The sequence below is a fragment of the Paenibacillus sp. D2_2 genome, assembly GCF_031199965.1.
GTDB lineage: Bacteria > Bacillota > Bacilli > Paenibacillales > Paenibacillaceae > Fontibacillus.
In genome coordinates, this window is record NZ_CP133605.1 from 5,467,810 (window position 1) to 5,485,036 (window position 17,227).

General features: G+C 46.9%; 15 protein-coding genes and 5 pseudogenes. 6 read left to right on the top strand and 14 right to left on the bottom strand.

The window, feature by feature from the left end; translation table 11 throughout:
- Positions 1 to 10: 10 nt before the first annotated feature.
- The 3 genes from RE628_RS27945 to RE628_RS27955 are packed head-to-tail and all read left to right on the top strand — an operon-like array spanning position 11 to position 2,967.
- Positions 11 to 949, top strand: coding sequence for an iron-hydroxamate ABC transporter substrate-binding protein (locus RE628_RS27945; protein WP_309156599.1), 939 nt, complete (start codon positions 11 to 13; stop codon positions 947 to 949).
- A 6-nt stretch (positions 950 to 955) separates the two neighbouring features.
- Entirely contained in the window at positions 956 to 1,963 is a 1,008-nt protein-coding gene (locus tag RE628_RS27950) for a FecCD family ABC transporter permease (protein ID WP_309156600.1), read from the top strand.
- Complete coding sequence (locus tag RE628_RS27955) at positions 1,960 to 2,967, top strand: FecCD family ABC transporter permease (RefSeq protein ID WP_309156601.1); 1,008 nt, start codon at positions 1,960 to 1,962, stop codon at positions 2,965 to 2,967. The genes RE628_RS27950 and RE628_RS27955 overlap by 4 nt, the downstream gene beginning before the upstream one ends.
- 82 nt (positions 2,968 to 3,049) lie before the next feature.
- Here the strand turns inward: RE628_RS27955 and RE628_RS27960 are convergent, their stop codons facing one another.
- From RE628_RS27960 to RE628_RS27980, 5 genes and pseudogenes are all read right to left on the bottom strand, one after another.
- Positions 3,050 to 3,223, bottom strand: coding sequence for a hypothetical protein (locus RE628_RS27960; RefSeq protein ID WP_309156602.1), 174 nt, complete (start codon positions 3,221 to 3,223; stop codon positions 3,050 to 3,052).
- A 23-nt stretch (positions 3,224 to 3,246) separates the two neighbouring features.
- Entirely contained in the window at positions 3,247 to 3,936 is a 690-nt protein-coding gene (locus RE628_RS27965) for an ABC transporter permease (protein WP_309156603.1), read from the bottom strand.
- Positions 3,929 to 4,851, bottom strand: a pseudogene (locus RE628_RS27970) (ABC transporter ATP-binding protein). The gene RE628_RS27965 and the pseudogene RE628_RS27970 overlap by 8 nt, the downstream one beginning before the upstream one ends.
- An 82-nt stretch (positions 4,852 to 4,933) precedes the next feature.
- Positions 4,934 to 5,874: pseudogene (locus RE628_RS27975) on the bottom strand (sensor histidine kinase).
- A gap of 1 nt (position 5,875) precedes the next feature.
- The gene (locus RE628_RS27980) at positions 5,876 to 6,592 is read right to left on the bottom strand and encodes a response regulator transcription factor (protein ID WP_309156604.1); all 717 of its coding nucleotides are present in this window, start codon (positions 6,590 to 6,592) and stop codon (positions 5,876 to 5,878) included.
- Positions 6,593 to 6,990: 398 nt separating this feature from the next.
- Between RE628_RS27980 and RE628_RS27985 the strand changes: the two genes are divergently transcribed.
- On the top strand, positions 6,991 to 7,623 hold the full coding sequence (locus RE628_RS27985; protein WP_309159601.1) for a phosphotransferase: 633 nt from the start codon (positions 6,991 to 6,993) through the stop codon (positions 7,621 to 7,623).
- A gap of 171 nt (positions 7,624 to 7,794) precedes the next feature.
- On the opposite strand, the pseudogene RE628_RS27990 reads toward RE628_RS27985, so the two are convergent.
- Positions 7,795 to 8,999 (bottom strand): annotated as a pseudogene (locus RE628_RS27990) (CynX/NimT family MFS transporter).
- A gap of 222 nt (positions 9,000 to 9,221) precedes the next feature.
- Here RE628_RS27990 and RE628_RS27995 point away from each other — a divergent pair.
- On the top strand, positions 9,222 to 9,383 hold the full coding sequence (locus RE628_RS27995; protein WP_309156605.1) for a helix-turn-helix domain-containing protein: 162 nt from the start codon (positions 9,222 to 9,224) through the stop codon (positions 9,381 to 9,383).
- Positions 9,384 to 9,385: 2 nt separating this feature from the next.
- Positions 9,386 to 9,784 (top strand): cupin domain-containing protein, encoded by a 399-nt coding sequence (locus RE628_RS28000; protein ID WP_309156606.1) that lies wholly within the window; start codon positions 9,386 to 9,388, stop codon positions 9,782 to 9,784.
- Between the two features lie 322 nt (positions 9,785 to 10,106).
- Here the strand turns inward: RE628_RS28000 and RE628_RS28005 are convergent.
- The 8 genes and pseudogenes from RE628_RS28005 to RE628_RS28040 all read right to left on the bottom strand — a co-directional run bounded on the left by RE628_RS28005 (position 10,107) and on the right by RE628_RS28040 (position 17,085).
- Positions 10,107 to 11,905, bottom strand: a pseudogene (locus RE628_RS28005) (glycoside hydrolase family 2 protein).
- A gap of 5 nt (positions 11,906 to 11,910) precedes the next feature.
- Complete coding sequence (locus RE628_RS28010) at positions 11,911 to 12,948, bottom strand: acyltransferase family protein (RefSeq protein ID WP_309156607.1); 1,038 nt, start codon at positions 12,946 to 12,948, stop codon at positions 11,911 to 11,913.
- Positions 12,945 to 13,274, bottom strand: a complete 330-nt coding sequence (locus RE628_RS28015; protein WP_309156608.1) for a carbohydrate ABC transporter permease — start codon at positions 13,272 to 13,274, stop codon at positions 12,945 to 12,947. Before RE628_RS28015 ends, RE628_RS28010 begins: the two co-directional genes overlap by 4 nt.
- On the bottom strand, positions 13,253 to 13,750 hold the full coding sequence (locus RE628_RS28020; protein WP_309156609.1) for a carbohydrate ABC transporter permease: 498 nt from the start codon (positions 13,748 to 13,750) through the stop codon (positions 13,253 to 13,255). Before RE628_RS28020 ends, RE628_RS28015 begins: the two co-directional genes overlap by 22 nt.
- 3 nt (positions 13,751 to 13,753) lie before the next feature.
- Positions 13,754 to 14,641, bottom strand: coding sequence for a carbohydrate ABC transporter permease (locus RE628_RS28025; protein WP_309156610.1), 888 nt, complete (start codon positions 14,639 to 14,641; stop codon positions 13,754 to 13,756).
- 18 nt (positions 14,642 to 14,659) lie between these two features.
- Positions 14,660 to 14,848: a hypothetical protein gene (locus RE628_RS28030; RefSeq protein WP_309156611.1), complete on the bottom strand. Its 189-nt coding sequence runs from the start codon at positions 14,846 to 14,848 to the stop codon at positions 14,660 to 14,662.
- A 121-nt stretch (positions 14,849 to 14,969) separates the two neighbouring features.
- Positions 14,970 to 15,941 carry an extracellular solute-binding protein gene (locus tag RE628_RS28035; protein WP_309156612.1) on the bottom strand — a complete coding sequence of 324 codons (972 nt, stop codon included), beginning with the start codon at positions 15,939 to 15,941 and terminating at the stop codon, positions 14,970 to 14,972.
- A gap of 210 nt (positions 15,942 to 16,151) precedes the next feature.
- Positions 16,152 to 17,085, bottom strand: a pseudogene (locus tag RE628_RS28040) (ArsR/SmtB family transcription factor).
- Positions 17,086 to 17,227: the final 142 nt, after the last annotated feature.

The window sequence follows — 17,227 nt, forward strand, 5'->3', positions numbered from 1 at the left end:
AAATTCCATCATGAAAAAAGCATATTTCCCACTTTTATTATGTCTCATCCTGATCCTAAGCGCATGTGGCAATAAACAAGCTAGCGAGTCGTCCAGTGGAACAGCGGCAGGAAACGCAGCCGCCGAGGACACCAAACCTCAAACGATCACTTACCAATCGGAAAATGGCCCTGTCGAGGTCCCAGCCAATCCAAAACGCGTTGTCGTTCTGTCGTCGTTCACCGGTAATGTACTGTCACTGGGTGTCAACCTTGTCGGCGTCGATTCTTGGTCAAAGACGAACCCTAACTTTCAAGATAAGTTAAAGGATGTGCAGGAGGTATCTGACGAGAATCTGGAAAAGATCATTGAACTGAATCCGGACCTGATTATCGGCCTGTCCAATACGAAAAATATTGATAAGCTGAAGCAAATTGCTCCAACTGTTACCTTTACGTATGGAAAAGTGGATTATTTGACGCAGCATCTGGAGATTGGCAAACTACTTAATAAAGAAAAGAGGCTCAAGCCTGGATCGATAGCTTCAAACAACGGGCGGAAAAGCGGCGAAGAGATCAAAGCCAAAATCGGTGAAAATGCTACAGTATCCGTTATCGAAAGCTTTGACAAGCAGTTGTACGTCTTTGGCGACAATTGGGCACGCGGCACTGAAATCCTGTATCAACAAATGAAGCTGAAAATGCCGGAAAAAGTGAAGGCTTCCGCTTTGAAAGAAGGTTATTACGCCTTGTCTCCGGAAGTGCTGCCTGAATTCGCAGGTGATTATGTGATCTTCAGTAAAAATAATGACGCGGACAATTCATTCGAAAATACCGAGACCTATAAAAATATCCCTGCCGTCAAAAACAATCATGTTTTCGTTGCCGACGCCAAAGCGTTCTACTTCAACGATGCTCTAACGCTGGATTATCAGCTCGATTTCTTTATTAAACATTTTCTCGGGAAGTAATGTGTAATGAGCGAAAAAATCGAACGCATCCCTTTTACCTATAAATTCATCATGGCAGTCGTTTTCTTGATTGCAGTTTTCGTCCTTGCGATGGTGTTAGGTGCGGCAGACACCTCGATGAAGGATGTATGGTTTGCTTTAACAAGCAGCCAAAGTGGCGAGAAATTGACGATGCTTCGTGAAATCCGCCTGCCGCGTGAGATTGCGGCAATCTTCGTCGGAGCGGCCCTGGCCGTCTCCGGCGCTATCATGCAGGGAATGACCCGTAATCCGCTGGCTGATCCCGGCCTGCTCGGACTAACGGCCGGTGCGAATGCCGCGCTTGCCGTAACAGTTGCCTTTCTACCTGCAGTCAACTACTTTGGCCTGATGGTGGCTTGTTTTATCGGTGCAGCTGTCGGTGCGGCTCTCGTATTCGGAATCAGTGCCATCAAAAGGGGCGGCTTCTCGCCGTTGCGTATCGTGCTGGCAGGCGCCGCCATCTCAGCTTTTCTGTATGCTGTGGCGGATGGCGTCGGCATTACCTTCAAAATTTCCAAAGATGTATCTATGTGGACATTAGGCGGTCTGATCGGAACCAACTGGGCGCAGCTTCAGGTCATCGTGCCATTCATCGTCATCGGTATCATCCTGGCAATTTGCCTGTCCAAACAATTGACGATTCTTAGCCTTAGCGAAGAAGTCGCCGTCGGCCTCGGACAGAAAACTACCCGGATTAAGACTATTTTGTTTATCGTCACCGTTCTGCTGGCAGGGGCTTCCGTTGCCTTGGTCGGCAGCTTGACCTTTATCGGACTCATGATTCCGCATATTGTACGAGCCATTGTCGGCACGGATTATCGGTTCGCCATTCCAATGTCCGCACTCGCCGGTGCCTCGTTTATGCTGCTCGCCGACACGTTGGCTCGGACCATCAGCGCTCCTTATGAAGCGCCTGTGGCAGCCATCGTCGCCGCGCTGGGTCTGCCATTCTTCCTCATCATCGTGCGTAAAGGAGGGAAGGCATTCTCATGATTCATCCGTCTCTTATCAGGAAACAGCGGCTGATTTTGCTGGCCCTGCTTATCCTTATCACGCTGACCTCCATTATCAGTATGGGAATGGGATACTCCTCCCTGTCCTTTGATCGGCTTATACCAACCTTGCTTGGAAAAGGAACGTTCAAAGAACATTTCGTCCTGTTCGACGTACGTCTGCCGCGGATTATCATCACACTGCTGGCAGGCATGGCATTAGCCTTGTCGGGCTCAATTCTGCAAGGAATTACCCGTAATGATCTCGCCGATCCGGGCATTATAGGCATCAACTCCGGCGCAGGTGTGGCGGTGGCGCTATTTTTCCTGTTTGCCCCTATTGATGCCGGTTCGTTTATTTATTTACTCCCGGTGGTGGCTTTTGTGGGAGCACTTGTAACCTCCTGCTTGATTTACATTTTTTCATACAGCCGGACAGCTGGCATGCAACCGATACGATTGGTGCTGATGGGTGTAGGGTTCTCCATGGCCCTCTCTGGCGTGATGGTTGTGCTGATCTCTTCCGCTGAGCGGGAAAAAGTCGATTTCATCTCCAAGTGGCTCGCAGGCAACGTCTGGGGAACGGACTGGCCTTTTATCTTGGCTCTTGCGCCTTGGCTTGCTGTTCTTATTCCGTTTACACTTTACAAAGCTAATCGGCTGAACTTGCTGTCACTAAGCGATCCTGTAGCGGTCGGGGTAGGCCTATCGCTGAACAAAGAGCGGGTCGTACTCCTGCTAACAGCCGTAGCGCTCGCGGCCTCCGCCGTGTCCGTTACGGGCGGAATTGCATTTGTCGGGCTGATGGCACCTCATATCGCCAAAGCTCTAGTCGGACCTCGGAATCAGCTGTTTATTCCTGTAGCCATATTAATCGGAGGCTGGCTGCTCGTACTCGCCGACACCATCGGACGCCAGGTTGCCGATCCGGACGGACTAGCCGCTGGTATCGTAGTTGCTCTCATTGGCGCACCTTATTTTATTTATTTGTTGTTGAAGAAATAAGAGGCTTCGTTCATAGAAAAAACCCAAGCAGCGGAACGATCCGCAGGATGCTTGGGTTTTCTTGAATTTATGCGATTACTACTTACTGCTTTTTTCTATTGAACAATAAGATGATCGCAGCTAAAACTCCCATTCCCGCACCACCAAAAAGACTAATAAGCCTGTCCATACTGCCGGTAACCCCATACAAAATTGCGTTTACAACCGACGAAGCTGTGCAAAGTATCAATATCCATTTTAATACTTTATTCATCATCGTGATCTCTCCTCTCACTTCCATTATTTAAGCACGTCAACATGCTCAATGTTACGAATCGACATGTACGCGATGGCTGCACCGAGAAGTGCTAACCCGATCGGTATCGCAATGATAGAGTATAAGGTGAAGCTGCCGGTGTTCTGGCAGACAATTCCGACGACAATAAGCGATGATACGATAGTAGCCGCGCCTGAATGCTTGCGCATACCAAAGTATAGCGGTATCAGACTTAAGAAGCTGGTTGCTAACGCGCTCATTATGACCTTCAACAGCAATTTTCCTGCAATAGACCATGTGAACTGATCCGGAATAACAGATGCGAACAAATTCAATACATAAAATCCTATGCCAACAAACAGATTGGTTACAATATCCGCAACTAACGTAAACAGAACTATAACGAGCAACTTGGCCGCAATGAGTTTCTTACGATTGATGGGGTACATGAACAGCACAGTGATTGATTTGTTACGGAACTCGTCAATGATAAGTCGGGAAATGAGCACCGACGCAAACACAATATATGTCGCCCGAGCAAACGTATCAATGGTAGAGTACGCCGTGTCATAACTCGGAAAGAGATCTTTAAAATCCGCGATAAGGCTCATCATGCAAACGAAACCTAAGATCACGACGTTAGCGATCAGCGCTGCCCGAACATACGTCCCTATGCGAAACTTACGCATTTCCAGCTTCATCAGCTTAAGCAACGATGCCACCCCCATTCAGGATAGACAGGAAATAATCCTCAAGCGATCCTTTTTCTTATGTACCGCTTCAATCGCCACATCGTGCAGTACCAAAGTCTTCATTAGCTCGTTTTGCGGAACGCTGCAGTCATAGATACGGATTTGGCCATCGTCAGTGATGCGGATATTAGATATATGTAAATGGTTTTCAAGCACATAAGCCGCTTTACTGCTATCCCCCGTCGTGATCTCGATATACTCGGTCGTTTGCTTGACCACCTGCTCCATCGGAACCTCCTGCAGCAGCTTGCCGTTATTCATTACAGCGATTGTATCTGCAATCAACTCAATCTCACCAAGAATATGGCTAGAAATAAGCATCGTGATCCCGTATTGCTTGCTTAGCATTTTAAACAGATCACGAAGCTCCTTAATTCCTAAGGGATCAAGACCGTTAATTGGCTCATCTAGAATAAGCAACTCCGGTCTCGTCACAATCGCCCGCGCAATGCCAAGCCGCTGCTTCATCCCAAGAGAGAATTCCTTGACCAGTTTATTATCGATCGCCTTTAGGTTCACCAAATCAAGCGCCTCATCGATCGCCTTTTTGTTATGGTAGCCCATATATTCACAGTGCAGCTCCAAATTGTCCCGGGCCGTCAGCTTTTCATAAAAAATCGGGGTTTCGATAATCGTGCCCATTCGTCCCAGCACCCGGTATGATGTATCGGTTAGTCGCTCGCCAAAAACTTCAATCTCACCTGCCGTCGGCTTTACCAGGTTGGTAATCATCTTCATAACCGTTGTTTTACCCGCTCCGTTCGGACCAAGCATGCCGTATATTTCGCCTTGCTTGATATTCAGATTGACGTTCGAGACAACTTCCTTACCCCTGTAGGCCCGGGTCAGCTGTTTCGTTCTTACGATATGCGTCATCGTTCCATGCCTCCTTCGTTCGTTACAGTTTAATTGTAAGCATCGAATTTGGCTTTTTTCTTACCCGATTCTTACAAATTTCTTAAGTAACATAGGCGATTCGTCTGAGCTTAACGGTAAACACTGTTCTTTCGTAAGGCTTGCTATGGATGTGGATTGATCCTTCTTGGGCTTCTATCAACCTTTTCGTAATGGTTAGCCCCAGACCACTGCCCTGATACGATTTGTTGCGCGAATCCTCCAAAGTATACATCCGCTCGAACACCCGATCTTGATGCAGCTCATCGATTCCTTTGCCCCGGTCCCATACATCTACGTACACAAATTCATCGTCGCCTCGCAATGTTAATCCGACGGCCATTCCTTCCCCACCGTGCCCAATCGCATTGGAGATTAAATTGTTCAGAACACGGTCTAGTGCTTCCTCGTTCCCCACGCTAGCAGCGGCTTATCCGGAATCTGGATGGTGACCTCGAAGCCCCGAACTGTCAGCGTGTCGTAGAAGGTCAACATATTTCTTCCGCAAATATCGTTCATATGAATCCGAGAGAGCGGGATCAGTTTGTCCCCGGACTCAAGCCTTGCCAAATCGAAAAACTGGAGGATCAGATCCAATACCTCGTTGGCCTTGGCGTACACTTTGGACAACAGAACTTTTCTTCTTCCGCATCCATATCCGGGTCCAGACTGATTGTCTCAATATAACCAAGTACGACGGTAAGCGGCGTCTTCAAATCGTGTGAAATATTCGAGATCATTTTGCGCATGGACTGCTCCATCTTCAGGAAATCCGACGCCGTCTGTTGGTTGTGCTCCAGCAAATGATTGATTTCGATCAAGACAGGGATCAATGCGCGATCATCCGTAAAAACAAGCAGCTTCTCGCTTGTTCCGCTGGCGATAATCTCCTGTCAGCCGGTTGTGAATTTGCTCCAAATTGGTACTTCTTGCTCGATAGGCGCGGTACTGGAAAGCAATCACTGCCATCAAAATAACGACGAGTACTGCTAAGGCGATCACCATATCATTGTCCTTCCCACTTGTAGCCGATGCCCCACAACGTCTTGATATAACGGGGCTCGGACGGCTGATCCTCGATTTTTTCACGTAAGCGGCGAATATGAACGTTGATTACGTTCTCGTCGCCATAATATTCGTCATTCCATATAAAACCGTACAGCTGTGCCTTGGTGAACACACGATTCGGGTTCGTAACGAACAGCTTCAGGATTTCGAACTCTTTGGCCGTCAGCTTTAGATCGGTACCTTGCTTTGAAGCCAAATAATTGTCCAGATCAATACGTAGGTCACCGAAAGTCAATACTTTAGACGCTGAAGACGCCTGATCTGCAGCAGCCAATCTAGAATTTGAATATGTAGTAGCCCGGCGAATTGACGCTTTAATCCGGGCAGAAATTTCAATAAGAGAAAATGGCTTTGCTATGTAATCATCGGCACCGAAGCCTAGCCCGATTGCCTTATCGACGTCACTATCCTTGGCCGACATAATAAGGATCGGCACCGAGCTATTTTCCCGGATTAGCTTAATCACCTCGATACCATCCAACTTCGGCATCATAATATCGACTATAACGAGGTCGAAGGCACTTTGCCGAAACAGGGTAACCCCGTCCAGTCCATTAAACGCCGCTGAGACGTTATAGCCTTCTTTGACCAGGTAATTCCGCAGCATTTCAACGATCTGCGTATCGTCCTCAATCAACAAAATGTTATATGGCATGTCGTTCTCCCCTCCAATACTGAAAATTATAGCCCGGGTAGATAGAATGCATAGGCTTTACTAAAAACGATCATGGATTGTAGACGTTAGGCCATGCATTGTTCCCTCTCAATGAATAACCTAGCTTATAGCTTTACTCTCCACATTTATCTGGAAAGAAGCGAGGTTAACCCATGCCAAATTCCTATCCAAAAAGCCGAATACGCAAAATAGTCCGCCGCTTCGGCCTGGTTCCATTGAGCTCGAACTCGGTCGCTCCCTTTTACCGAAAAAATGCCGTTGTCCAAGTACAGACGAAAATCGGAACTTATGCTGTAAAGCCTTTTGTTCGGAGTTCATTACTCCGCTCGAGTACAATGGATCAAATGAAAACAACTGCAAACTATATATAACTCTTGATGGATAACGGGTTCAGTAACATGCCTAAATGGCTTACGAGCAATTCCGAAAGGTTGTGGACTCTAAACCAAGGAAGGCCCTTCTACGTAACCCCATGGATAAAGGGAAGAAACTTGGAACACCCAGAGGATTACGAAAAACTTGGCCAGGCTCTTGCCTCTTTGCATGTCACATCAAGCCGTTTTCTCTCCAATGATGCCCCCTTTTATGATCATATTGGATTATGGAAAGGCCATGACCGTCTCTTTCGTAAACGAATGGCGAGAGCAAACCAAACCGATATAAGAACCCGTAGATGGTATAAAAAGTTTGGAGAAGGATGTAACCGATTTTCAGATCGGTCCTGGACCAAATTAATAAAACCTGAGATTGTAAACCTCTTAAAGAAGGAAATAATCCATCCCGCATTAATACACAACGATATTACTTCATATAACATCATTATTTCAGATGACGGCGGGCTGTTCATCATCGATTGGGACCGTGTAACGGTAGGCTCCATCTACGTTAAAATAGCAACTGCTCTCATGAATACGACTCCATTTAATTCCGTTTTTATATATTCCTTGTTAAAAGGGTACGAGGAGCTACATCCTCTAGACCCGAATGAACGTAAGTTAATTGAGCTGTAACAAACGTGACATGTTAGATATTATGGAGCAAACATGGGTTGTCCGATTAAAAGCAATGGAAGTATTAGATGCGTGGGCAAATCATTAGAGGAGGGTATGATGCGGAAATCACCTATTCCCCTTCTACTTCATCAAAAGCAGAAGGGGGTTTTTTGTCAAATACGTCCCGTCTTATTTATCGGTGCTTACATAACGATCTCTACCCGCACCAAGGCCAAAAATAAAGAGAAGAACGGATGCGCCGACCAGTATCCATAGTGGGAGCGTCCAACTTCCTGTAATATCATGCAAGTAACCGAACATGGTCGGACCGATTGCGGCAAGTAAATATCCGACTGATTGTGCCATCCCGGACAGTTCTGCTGCTTGATGGGCACTCTCCGTTCGCAAGCCAAAGAACATCATCGCTAGGCCAAAGAGAAACCGCCACCGATGCCAAGTATGATCATCCATAAAACAATCAAGCCAGAGCTGCCATATAGCAGGCCAAGTGTTCCAGACAGCAGCAGCCCGAACGTTAAGGTAACTAACAGGCGCTGATTGCGCATACGCCCAGCAATGACCGGAACTATGAATGTAAATGGAAGCAGCGCAAGCTGCATCACGGAGAGCAGTAGGCCAGAACGTTCTGCAGGTATACCTTGCTGCTTCAATATCTCAGGTAACCAGGCGATGATGACATAGAATACCATCGATTGAAGTCCCATGAACATCGTCACTTGCCATGCCAACCCAGAACGCCATAAATTTACATCCTGGTGGCCAGACACCTGGCCTTGCACAGCGACCGATCCAGCAGTACGGCGTTTCAGTTGAGGCAACCAGAACAAAATAGAGATGAAGCTTAAAATGCCCCATACCCCTAGCGCTCCCTGCCAACCCAACCCCAATCCGACGGCCAGTGGAACACTAATTCCGGAAGCAACAGCTCCGCATAAATTCATAGAAATGGAATACAGACCGGTCATCAGACCCATTCGTTGAGGAAACTCCCTCTTAATCAGGCTAGGCAGCAATACGTTACAAACGGCAATAGACAAGCCCAGAATAGCGGTACCTAGATAAAGGGTAGTCATTCCCGACAATGAACGCAACACAATACCGATCGTCAGAAAAATAACAGAAACCAGTACCATTAGCTCAAACCCTAGCTTGCGCCCTAAACGAGGTACGAAAGGCGAAAAAATCGCAAAGGCCAGCAAAGGCAATGTAGTGATCATTCCTGCCAAGGTGTTTGATATATGCATATGATCTCGAATAAGTCCTATTAATGGACCCACCGAAGTTAAAGGCGCTCGTAAATTAGCGGCTATAAACAGAATTCCAATAATGACTGCCCACGCAGCGGTTTTAGATTCTGATTGAATATGCTGCATACGGCTACTTTGATTTGACTTGCTCATGATGTATCCTCTCCATTCTATATTACAAAAAGAAAATATAATATATAAAATATAATCATTGGCATATTATAATATATATAATTAAAATTTGTCCAGTTAAAAAAGTATAGTATAATTTACTTTACCGCTTTAATTTTAAGCTATGATATACTAATCCTTAATGTTATTGTCATTAAAAAGAGGGGACTAAATGCTATGGAAGCCGATGATCCAAAACAAGTGGTATTACAGGTTGGAGCCGTCTTAAAGAAACTTCGCAAAGAGCGGAATATGAGTATTGGTGATTTAGCGGAGCTGTCAGGCGTTAGCAAGCTGACGCTTGGGAATATTGAACGGGAGAGACGAATCCGACTCTAGGTATGCTATGGAAAATTTCAAAAAGCTTGTCCATTCCTCTCATGGCGTTATTCTCATCCGGAAGCAGTGTGAGTCTGTCACGGGCTGGAGAAGGATTAAGGATCGCCGGGGATGATAAGACTTGGGTCGTGGAACCGATTTTCCAAAATGCAAGCGATGAGGTTGAGATGTGCCGGGCTTATTTGCAGCCCAATAGCACCTACTGCCCGGAGCAACACCATTTTAATACTACCGAGATTGTCACCGTGATGTCGGGAGAAATTACAATCACCGTTAATGAGGAGCCCTATCACTTGAACCAATATGATTCAGTAAGTTTTCGTGCCGACAAAACGCATTCCTACACCAATCATTCCGATGATGTTGTGGTGCTCCATATTATTCTTAAGTATGGGGTATGACTTTGCGACTATTAATATCTAGCGGTCAATAATGACCGTTAGAACAAGAAAAAAGCAATTTTGCTCCTCTGACGGACACTTTTGACCCTTAGAAGCAAAAAATGCGATTTCCCGCGGCATTTTCTCTTGTAATGGACATAATTGTCCGTTACAAAAATAGAGTGCTCTAAGAATTAGCGCTAACGGTCAATAATGTCCGGATGAGCAGGAGCATGAGTATGATGTCAACATTTGTGGGTACGCAAAAGGGTTGCCTCCAAGTCAGAAAATCGACTTTCGAGGCAACCCCTTCTAATTTTAGTGCAGATCTATGCTACCTCAATCAACTCTCACAAGCGCTTTTGCGTCTTGTCAGGTTAATTTCTCTTATGATGTCCATATCAATTTTCGGCTTGCGGTCCTCGGTCAACAGACCGTTCACTTCCTGCTGAACGTCCGATACTTGCGTATAGCAATAGCCGCATACATAGTCGAGGTCCTTAATGGCTTCCGTAATCGAGCGGAACCGCTGGATAAATGCATCATCGGACTCCACTTGATTGCCGTAGCCCCATCCTTCCTCGCTCTTAAAAGCAATACCGCCGAATTCGCTGATCAGAATCGGTTGGCCACGATACTCATAACCTTGCGCCATTGCATATTTCCAATTGGAGAACGCTATTTTATTGTTGATGACGGCTTCCTTATCCGCATAGCGGCGGCTTAACGCTTCACCCGATTCCTCATAATCATGCAAGGTGATAATGTCAGATATCGTATGCTCCCAGCCGTCATTCACAACAACTGGCCGATGTGGATCGATCGACTTCGTTAAAAAGTAGATCGCTTCAGTGAACTTCTGCTGCTTGGTATCCGTAAATACGTTGGCAATCCCCAGGATTCATTGAACGGTACCCAAGTTACGATGCAAGGGTGATTGTAGTGCTGCTGCACAATATCAAGCCATTCGCGCGTGAAGCGCTCCACCGCTTCATCATTAAATTCATAAGTTGCAGCAGCCTCCGACCAGACAAGCAGACCTCTCACATCGCACCAATACAGGAACCGATCATCCTCAATCTTCTGGTGCTTGCGCACGCCGTTATAGCCCATAGCCATAATTTTGTCGATGTCGTCGAGAAGCGCGGCCTCCGATGGCGGGGTCAAATGGCTGTCCTGCCAATAGCCCTGGTCCAGGATCAGACGCTGATAGATTGGACGATTATTAAGCAGCACCTTGCCATCCTCAATCGATATTTTGCGTAGTCCAAAGTAAGAATGTACGCGATCCAGGGTCTCTCCGTCCTCCTGAAGCACAAATTCTACCTCATACAGCTTCGGGTTATCCGGACTCCAGCGTTCAAGCTGCCACTCCAGCTTATCACTCTGGAGATTTACCGTAGCAGCCAGACTCTCGCGATCCACAGCAAGTGTCCCTTGTTTAATCACCTCATCGTCCATCGTAACAATCGTCGTCAACTGCAGCTGACGTGCCGACAACTCACTCCCATAGGTAGCGCCGCCGAGTTTATACTCAAAACTTACTGAATTATCATCATAGTTAGGTGTTATTTTCACATGATTCAGATAAGTAGGATTTAAATATTCCAGCCACACCGACTTCCATATGCCAGTTGTCTGTACGTACCAGCAGCCAAAGTTATCTTTTCTCCAGCGCTGCTTTCCGCGCGGTTGTGTACAGCTATCGCTGTCCTCCGCCTTAACCACAATCAAATTGTCATTGCCTGGATGCAGATAAGGGGTGATATCAAATGAAAAGGCAGAATACCCACCTTCATGTCTTCCTGCAAAATGACCGTTAACCCATACCTTGGCGACATAATCGACTGCTTGAAAGCGCAGCTCCACTCGCCGGGCTAATTGCTCCTCGTCCGCTTCAATCTTCCTTTGATACCATACGTATGGATGAAAAGACTCCTCTGCGATCCCGCTTGCCTTCGTCTCATACACAAATGGTACTTGAATTGTGTGCGTAGACGTGAACCCCTTCGGCCATCCTTGCGTCTCTCCCTCATTCGCATCGTCAAATGCAAAATCCCATGCTCCATTCAAATCCTGCCAATCCTTACGTACGAATTGAGGACGCGGATATTCTTTACGATAGTGATCTTTCAATGCCATTATGTTCACCTATCCTTATGCTCTATAGTTTTTGAAATTGAAGTTATAGATGTTGATCTCTTCTTCGTAATAATCCAGATTGCGAATCCGGCAATCATTAGCAATGCAACTGTCATGATCAGACTGGCCAATAATCCTAGCATGAGTTCACCATGTGTACTGCTTAGTGCAAAGATCAGGATATTGCTCATGACTAAGAACCACAGTACATTGCGCCCCATTGCGGCGAAGGGTAAGGACAATACAGCATATTGCTCCATCCCTCTGGCCGCCAAATAGTAAACATACAACAGCAGTGCCGATCCGATGATCCACCATACCGAGGGAGGGAACCGCTCCGGCAGAGCATCAGCAGATAGCCATTTCCATACAAACATGGCAGTAGCAATGCCGGCAGCAGTCAACACCTTCCAGTTCCAGACGACGCGATACTTTGCGAATAGTATTCCGACCAGGTAATACGGGAAGTATTGCAATATTGGAAAAGAGGCCAAGTCCCTCGTACCCATCAGTGGTGCCAGTTGCGATATATGGATAGCTCCATAGGGCAGCCACGTCGTGGCTAGTAGCAGCACCGCGACGGCAATTGCAATCCATTTACGCTCTGCCAGCCAGCGGAGAGGGACAAACAACATCATCCCCGCCACTGTCAGATAGCTAAAGGATATGAGAAACTCCGACCAGCCTGGCATATCCTGCAGCAGCAAAATGGGTCTAATCGTAGCAAAACCTATCTCCCGTCCATCAACAAACAACCGATATGCCAATCCCGAAATGTAGAAAGCGATCAATGTCTTCAGCGCTGCCAAAGCCATACGCGGTGCCGCATTCCGGAACGGCTTGCTGTAATATGCAAGCTCAGATACATAACCGAAGCTGAATACAAATCCTGAGAACGTCAACAAGTTAATGGTCTCGATCCAATATGAGCCGTTCGGATACACCAGTGGATCGCTGAAAAACTGCAGGCTATGGCAATAGACCATACCGAGCACCAGCAAACCTTTGAATATGTCGATGGCCTGCTCGCGCTGTCCGCTCATCCTTTAATCCCCGACAAGCTGATGCCTTTAATAATCTGCCGTTCGAATACCAGGAACACGACGACGATCGGCAGCGAAGCGACCGTATTGATAACCATCGGCTTGACATAGTCCTCTGTGAACTGATCCATCAAGGTCGGTATTCCCATCGGCAGGGTGAACAGATTGTCATCGGTTACTGATAGGAACGGCCAGAGGAAGTTATTCCAAGAACCGATAAAGGTCAGAATCGCCATGGAAGCTAGTGCCGGCCGGGTTAGCGGCAGCATAATGCGCCGGAAAATTGTGAACGTGCCGCCTCCGTCTATCTGCACGCTTTCCAGCAAATCATTAGGCACCCGTCGAAGAAGCTTTTTAATACAATAATCGCAATCGGAGAAGCCAACGCCGGAAGAATAAGTCCAAAATAAGAGTTCAGGATACCCATTTCCTTCGCCAATTGATAGAGCGGAATCAGAATCGCTTCCCCAGGGATAAGGAGCCCAGACAAGACAAACAAGAAGATAAACGTCTTATAGCGAAAAGGAATCTTCGATAATACGAAGCCAGCCATGGCAGCAATGATGACCGTAAACAGAGTGACTAACGCTGCCACGAATAGACTATTCCAGGACCAGAGCACCAGCTTCGTATCCATGATGACCTCGTTGTATACCGCTAATGAATAGGGCGGCGTGAACCAATCGACCACCGAAGTGATCTTCATGCCTTCTTTTTTGATAGAGACCACGAGCATCCATACCAGCGGAATCAGGAAAAAGGCGGCGAAGGCCAGCGAGATGATGCGGTATAGCCATTTCATAGGTCAATTCGCCTCCTTCCGATTATTCATCCAATACTGCACCGCCGACATTGCTAGCAGAATAAAGAACAACACATAAGACATCGCCGCTGCGTAGCCCAGGTCATTATGCCGGAATCCCGTCTGCCAGATGTATTGAATGACCGACCGTGTCTTATCCAGCGGTCCGCCGCCGGTCATGATATAAATCTGCATAAAGACCTTAAAGGAAGCGATAATCTGCAGCATAATGATCGTACGCGTAATCGGTCCGAGCAGCGGAAGGGTAATGCGCCAGAAAACCTGATTGTCGTTCGCTCCGTCAAGCCGAGCCGCTTCGTAGATATCATCTGAGATATCCTGCAGAGCGGACAGATACAAGATGAAGTTGAACCCCACCGTCCACCACAGCGTCAGGACCGAGATCGCCACCCAAGATAAATTCAGCTCGTTCAGCCAGAATATCTCCTTGCCTTCCGGTAGCAGCCGCACCAAATGGAGGACGGAATTCAGAAATCCGGTATAGGGCTGAAAAATAAACAGTCCCAGATAAGAAGCAACCGCTACAGACAATACACTCGGCAGGAAAAAGGCACTGCGGTATAGTCGTTGTAGCCTGGAATTGCGATTGGCAATCAAGGCCAGGATAATCGCCAGTACGACCATCGTCGGTGTCGTAAAAATAACGAACTGGAAGGCGTGCCATACCGAAGCCCAGAAATCCTGATCATGCCACAGCTTCTCGTAGTTGCCGAAGCCGAGATACTCCATCTTTCTGATCAGCGTCCATTTGTAGAAGCTCATTCCTACGCCCTTGATCATCGGCCAGATCGTAAACAGAAAGTAAACGATGAGGAAGGGGAGCAAGAAGAGGAGCGCATGTAGGTCCGCCTTCATTTTGCTCATTTTCATTGCGTTTACCCCTCTGCTCTATTTATCAAGTACTTTCTGAATCTCCGTCTGCATCTGAGCGATGGCATCCTCCGCCGACATTTTGTTAGCCCAAATTTCATTTAAATATTTAAACATCGCCATATCGCGGATCTGCCAATTCTTCGTGGAAGGCTTGTTGAATTTAACGGTATCGGCCACAGCCGCGTAATCGCTACGATAAGGCATTTCCTTGTATTCAGGCTTGTCGAGAACCGATGGCTTGGATGGAATATGCCCCGCTTTGGCCCAGATTTGGCCATTATCAGCGAGCCAGTTGGCAAAGGTAATCGCAGCCTCGCGCTTCGCCTTATCCTCTTTCTTCGCGACCGGCAGAATGATCGTATGGGAATCTCCCCACGTCAGCCGGCTTGTCGAACAACTGCGGAATCGGCATAGCTCCGAACTCCAGCCCTTCTGTCGCCTCCCACGTACCTGTAGCCCATACGCCAGTCATCATAATAGCCGCGGTACCGCTCTGGAAATTTTTATAGAAGTCAGGGTCATTCTCCTTAATATATTTTTTGAGATAGAGATCTTGGATGTATTTCGCAGCTTGAACTGCTTTGGCTTGATCGACCTGAGCTTTGCTCAAATCATCGGAGATAACGTCATTGCCGCCAAGCTGTGCGTATAAAGCCCACCAAAGCCGGAATGGATCATCATTGTTAGGTGAGAGCGCAAAAGGAGTAATATTGTTCGGCAGTTTCTCTTTTAACGTCTGGAGGAAGGATACAAAACCGTCGGCCCCGGGTTCTATGGTTGGCTTGCCGTCCGAACCAAGCAGTCCAGCCTGAGTTAACAGTTTCTTGTTGTAGTACATAATAAAGGGGTGAGTATCGATGGGTACGGCATAATGAACGCCATCTACCACGGTTGCGGAGAGAAGATTCTGGTTGAAAGAGTTCCAATCTACACCTGCTGTGGAAGCAACGTCATCAAGCCCGCTTACAACACCTTGGTCGATTAGATCGGGGAGTCTGGAAGTATGGGAAATGCCTATGTCAGGGCCATTGCCATTGCCAACTGCTGTAATGAGCTTGGTGTAGTATTCGCCCCATTCCAGCTTCGTATTTTTGATCTGTATATCTGGATGCTCTTTATTGAATAAATCAATCATGGCCTGCATGTTGTCGCCGTCTCCGCCAGAGAACAGCGTCCAGAAAGACAATGTAACCTTCTTGCCACTTGAGCCTCCGTCCTGCTTGCTTCCACCACAGGCGCTGAGAACCAAGCTACTGATCAATACCAGCAATACCAACGTCACTAACGATTTCTTCATAGTCTTCCTCCCCTTTTAAATAGAAATTTGTCGATAAAAGATACAAAATATTTGTTTTGATACAAATATCATGTATTTTTATTTGATTATAGGGCCCGTTTATTTAGTTGTCAACGCTTTCATCTAATTTTATTGTAATTAATACATGTAAAAAAGCATTAGTTACAATAATTTGGTAACTAATGCTAGTCTCTATAAAATCTATTTATTTCAGTAGCATGTGTAATGGACCTTCATAATAATATCCTGCTCGTAATCGCCAAAATGCCGGCCGAACAGATTGACTCCGCCTTTATGCACCGCATCCGACTTCACACCAATGCGCAGCTTAACGCTAGGCTTCTGCTCTAGCTTCAAGTCTGATAGCGCTACATCCGATACCTTATTCATATCCAACGTTGTGCGCTCGCTATCAACCCGCCACGTCTTCAGCAGACCGTACTGCGTCGTCGTCTGTTTGCTCCACCAGGCCGGACTGAGTCTGCCTCTCCGATCACCGAAATCCCCAGGACTCGTCCACATCCCGATCTCTACATCATTCACCCATACCGATATGTTTGACGGCCAGTCATTATCAAAATTAGGCGCTTCCGAGCACAGTTCCATTGAGAACTCTATCGCATCAATTCGCGCGTTCTGTGGGATTTCCAGCGGCATAAGGTACTCCACATAGCCTTTGCGGAACCAAATAATGCCCGCCCCCACATGGTTCGGGTGATAGAAGCTTGCCGGTTCATCTTCCTTAATGATCATCGCCTCAGCGTTTGCCATACCGCAGGTAGGATATACCTCGCAGTCGCTGTACTGGCCGATTGGCATTTCTATCTCATACACCTGTTGCCCATCATCAGGTCCGCGTACAACTGTATTCAGCATGATATGAACATCATCATAAGTTCGCGTACATACCTTCATCGCCCCGCGCACAGCGGGTAGCAACTCCGAATGAATCAATTCCGCCGACTCGAGTATCCGAACATTATTGGCCACCGTAGAGACCTGGCAGAGACAACTCCTCAGCAATAGCTATTACATTCATGCTCTTGGAAGACAGTAGACGCAATATATCAACCCGCGCTCTTGTGGATAGCGCATGAGCAACCCGGACAAGCTTATCCGGCTCATCAATTCCAACCTCGAACAACGCTGTCACCTACCATTCTATTTTATATATAGGCATTATCTATTATAGGCGATATTTTTGGAACAAATCAATATTTATGGAATTAATCTTGACCAATGATCCGATCATTCTAATTAGTTGGCTAAGTAAGCATGTAGAAAAT

Coding starts and splice junctions, on each gene's coding strand:
- RE628_RS27960 (WP_309156602.1), bottom strand. CDS start 3,223: ATGATGAATAAAGTATTAAAATGGATATTGATACTTTGCACAGCTTCG.
- RE628_RS27950 (WP_309156600.1), top strand. CDS start 956: ATGAGCGAAAAAATCGAACGCATCCCTTTTACCTATAAATTCATCATG.
- RE628_RS27995 (WP_309156605.1), top strand. CDS start 9,222: ATGGAAGCCGATGATCCAAAACAAGTGGTATTACAGGTTGGAGCCGTC.
- RE628_RS28020 (WP_309156609.1), bottom strand. CDS start 13,750: ATGAAATGGCTATACCGCATCATCTCGCTGGCCTTCGCCGCCTTTTTC.
- RE628_RS27955 (WP_309156601.1), top strand. CDS start 1,960: ATGATTCATCCGTCTCTTATCAGGAAACAGCGGCTGATTTTGCTGGCC.
- RE628_RS27980 (WP_309156604.1), bottom strand. CDS start 6,592: ATGCCATATAACATTTTGTTGATTGAGGACGATACGCAGATCGTTGAA.
- RE628_RS27985 (WP_309159601.1), top strand. CDS start 6,991: ATGGATAACGGGTTCAGTAACATGCCTAAATGGCTTACGAGCAATTCC.
- RE628_RS28025 (WP_309156610.1), bottom strand. CDS start 14,641: ATGAAAATGAGCAAAATGAAGGCGGACCTACATGCGCTCCTCTTCTTG.
- RE628_RS28010 (WP_309156607.1), bottom strand. CDS start 12,948: ATGAGCGGACAGCGCGAGCAGGCCATCGACATATTCAAAGGTTTGCTG.
- RE628_RS28030 (WP_309156611.1), bottom strand. CDS start 14,848: ATGCCTTATCGTAGCGATTACGCGGCTGTGGCCGATACCGTTAAATTC.
- RE628_RS28035 (WP_309156612.1), bottom strand. CDS start 15,941: ATGAAGAAATCGTTAGTGACGTTGGTATTGCTGGTATTGATCAGTAGC.
- RE628_RS28000 (WP_309156606.1), top strand. CDS start 9,386: ATGCTATGGAAAATTTCAAAAAGCTTGTCCATTCCTCTCATGGCGTTA.
- RE628_RS27945 (WP_309156599.1), top strand. CDS start 11: ATGAAAAAAGCATATTTCCCACTTTTATTATGTCTCATCCTGATCCTA.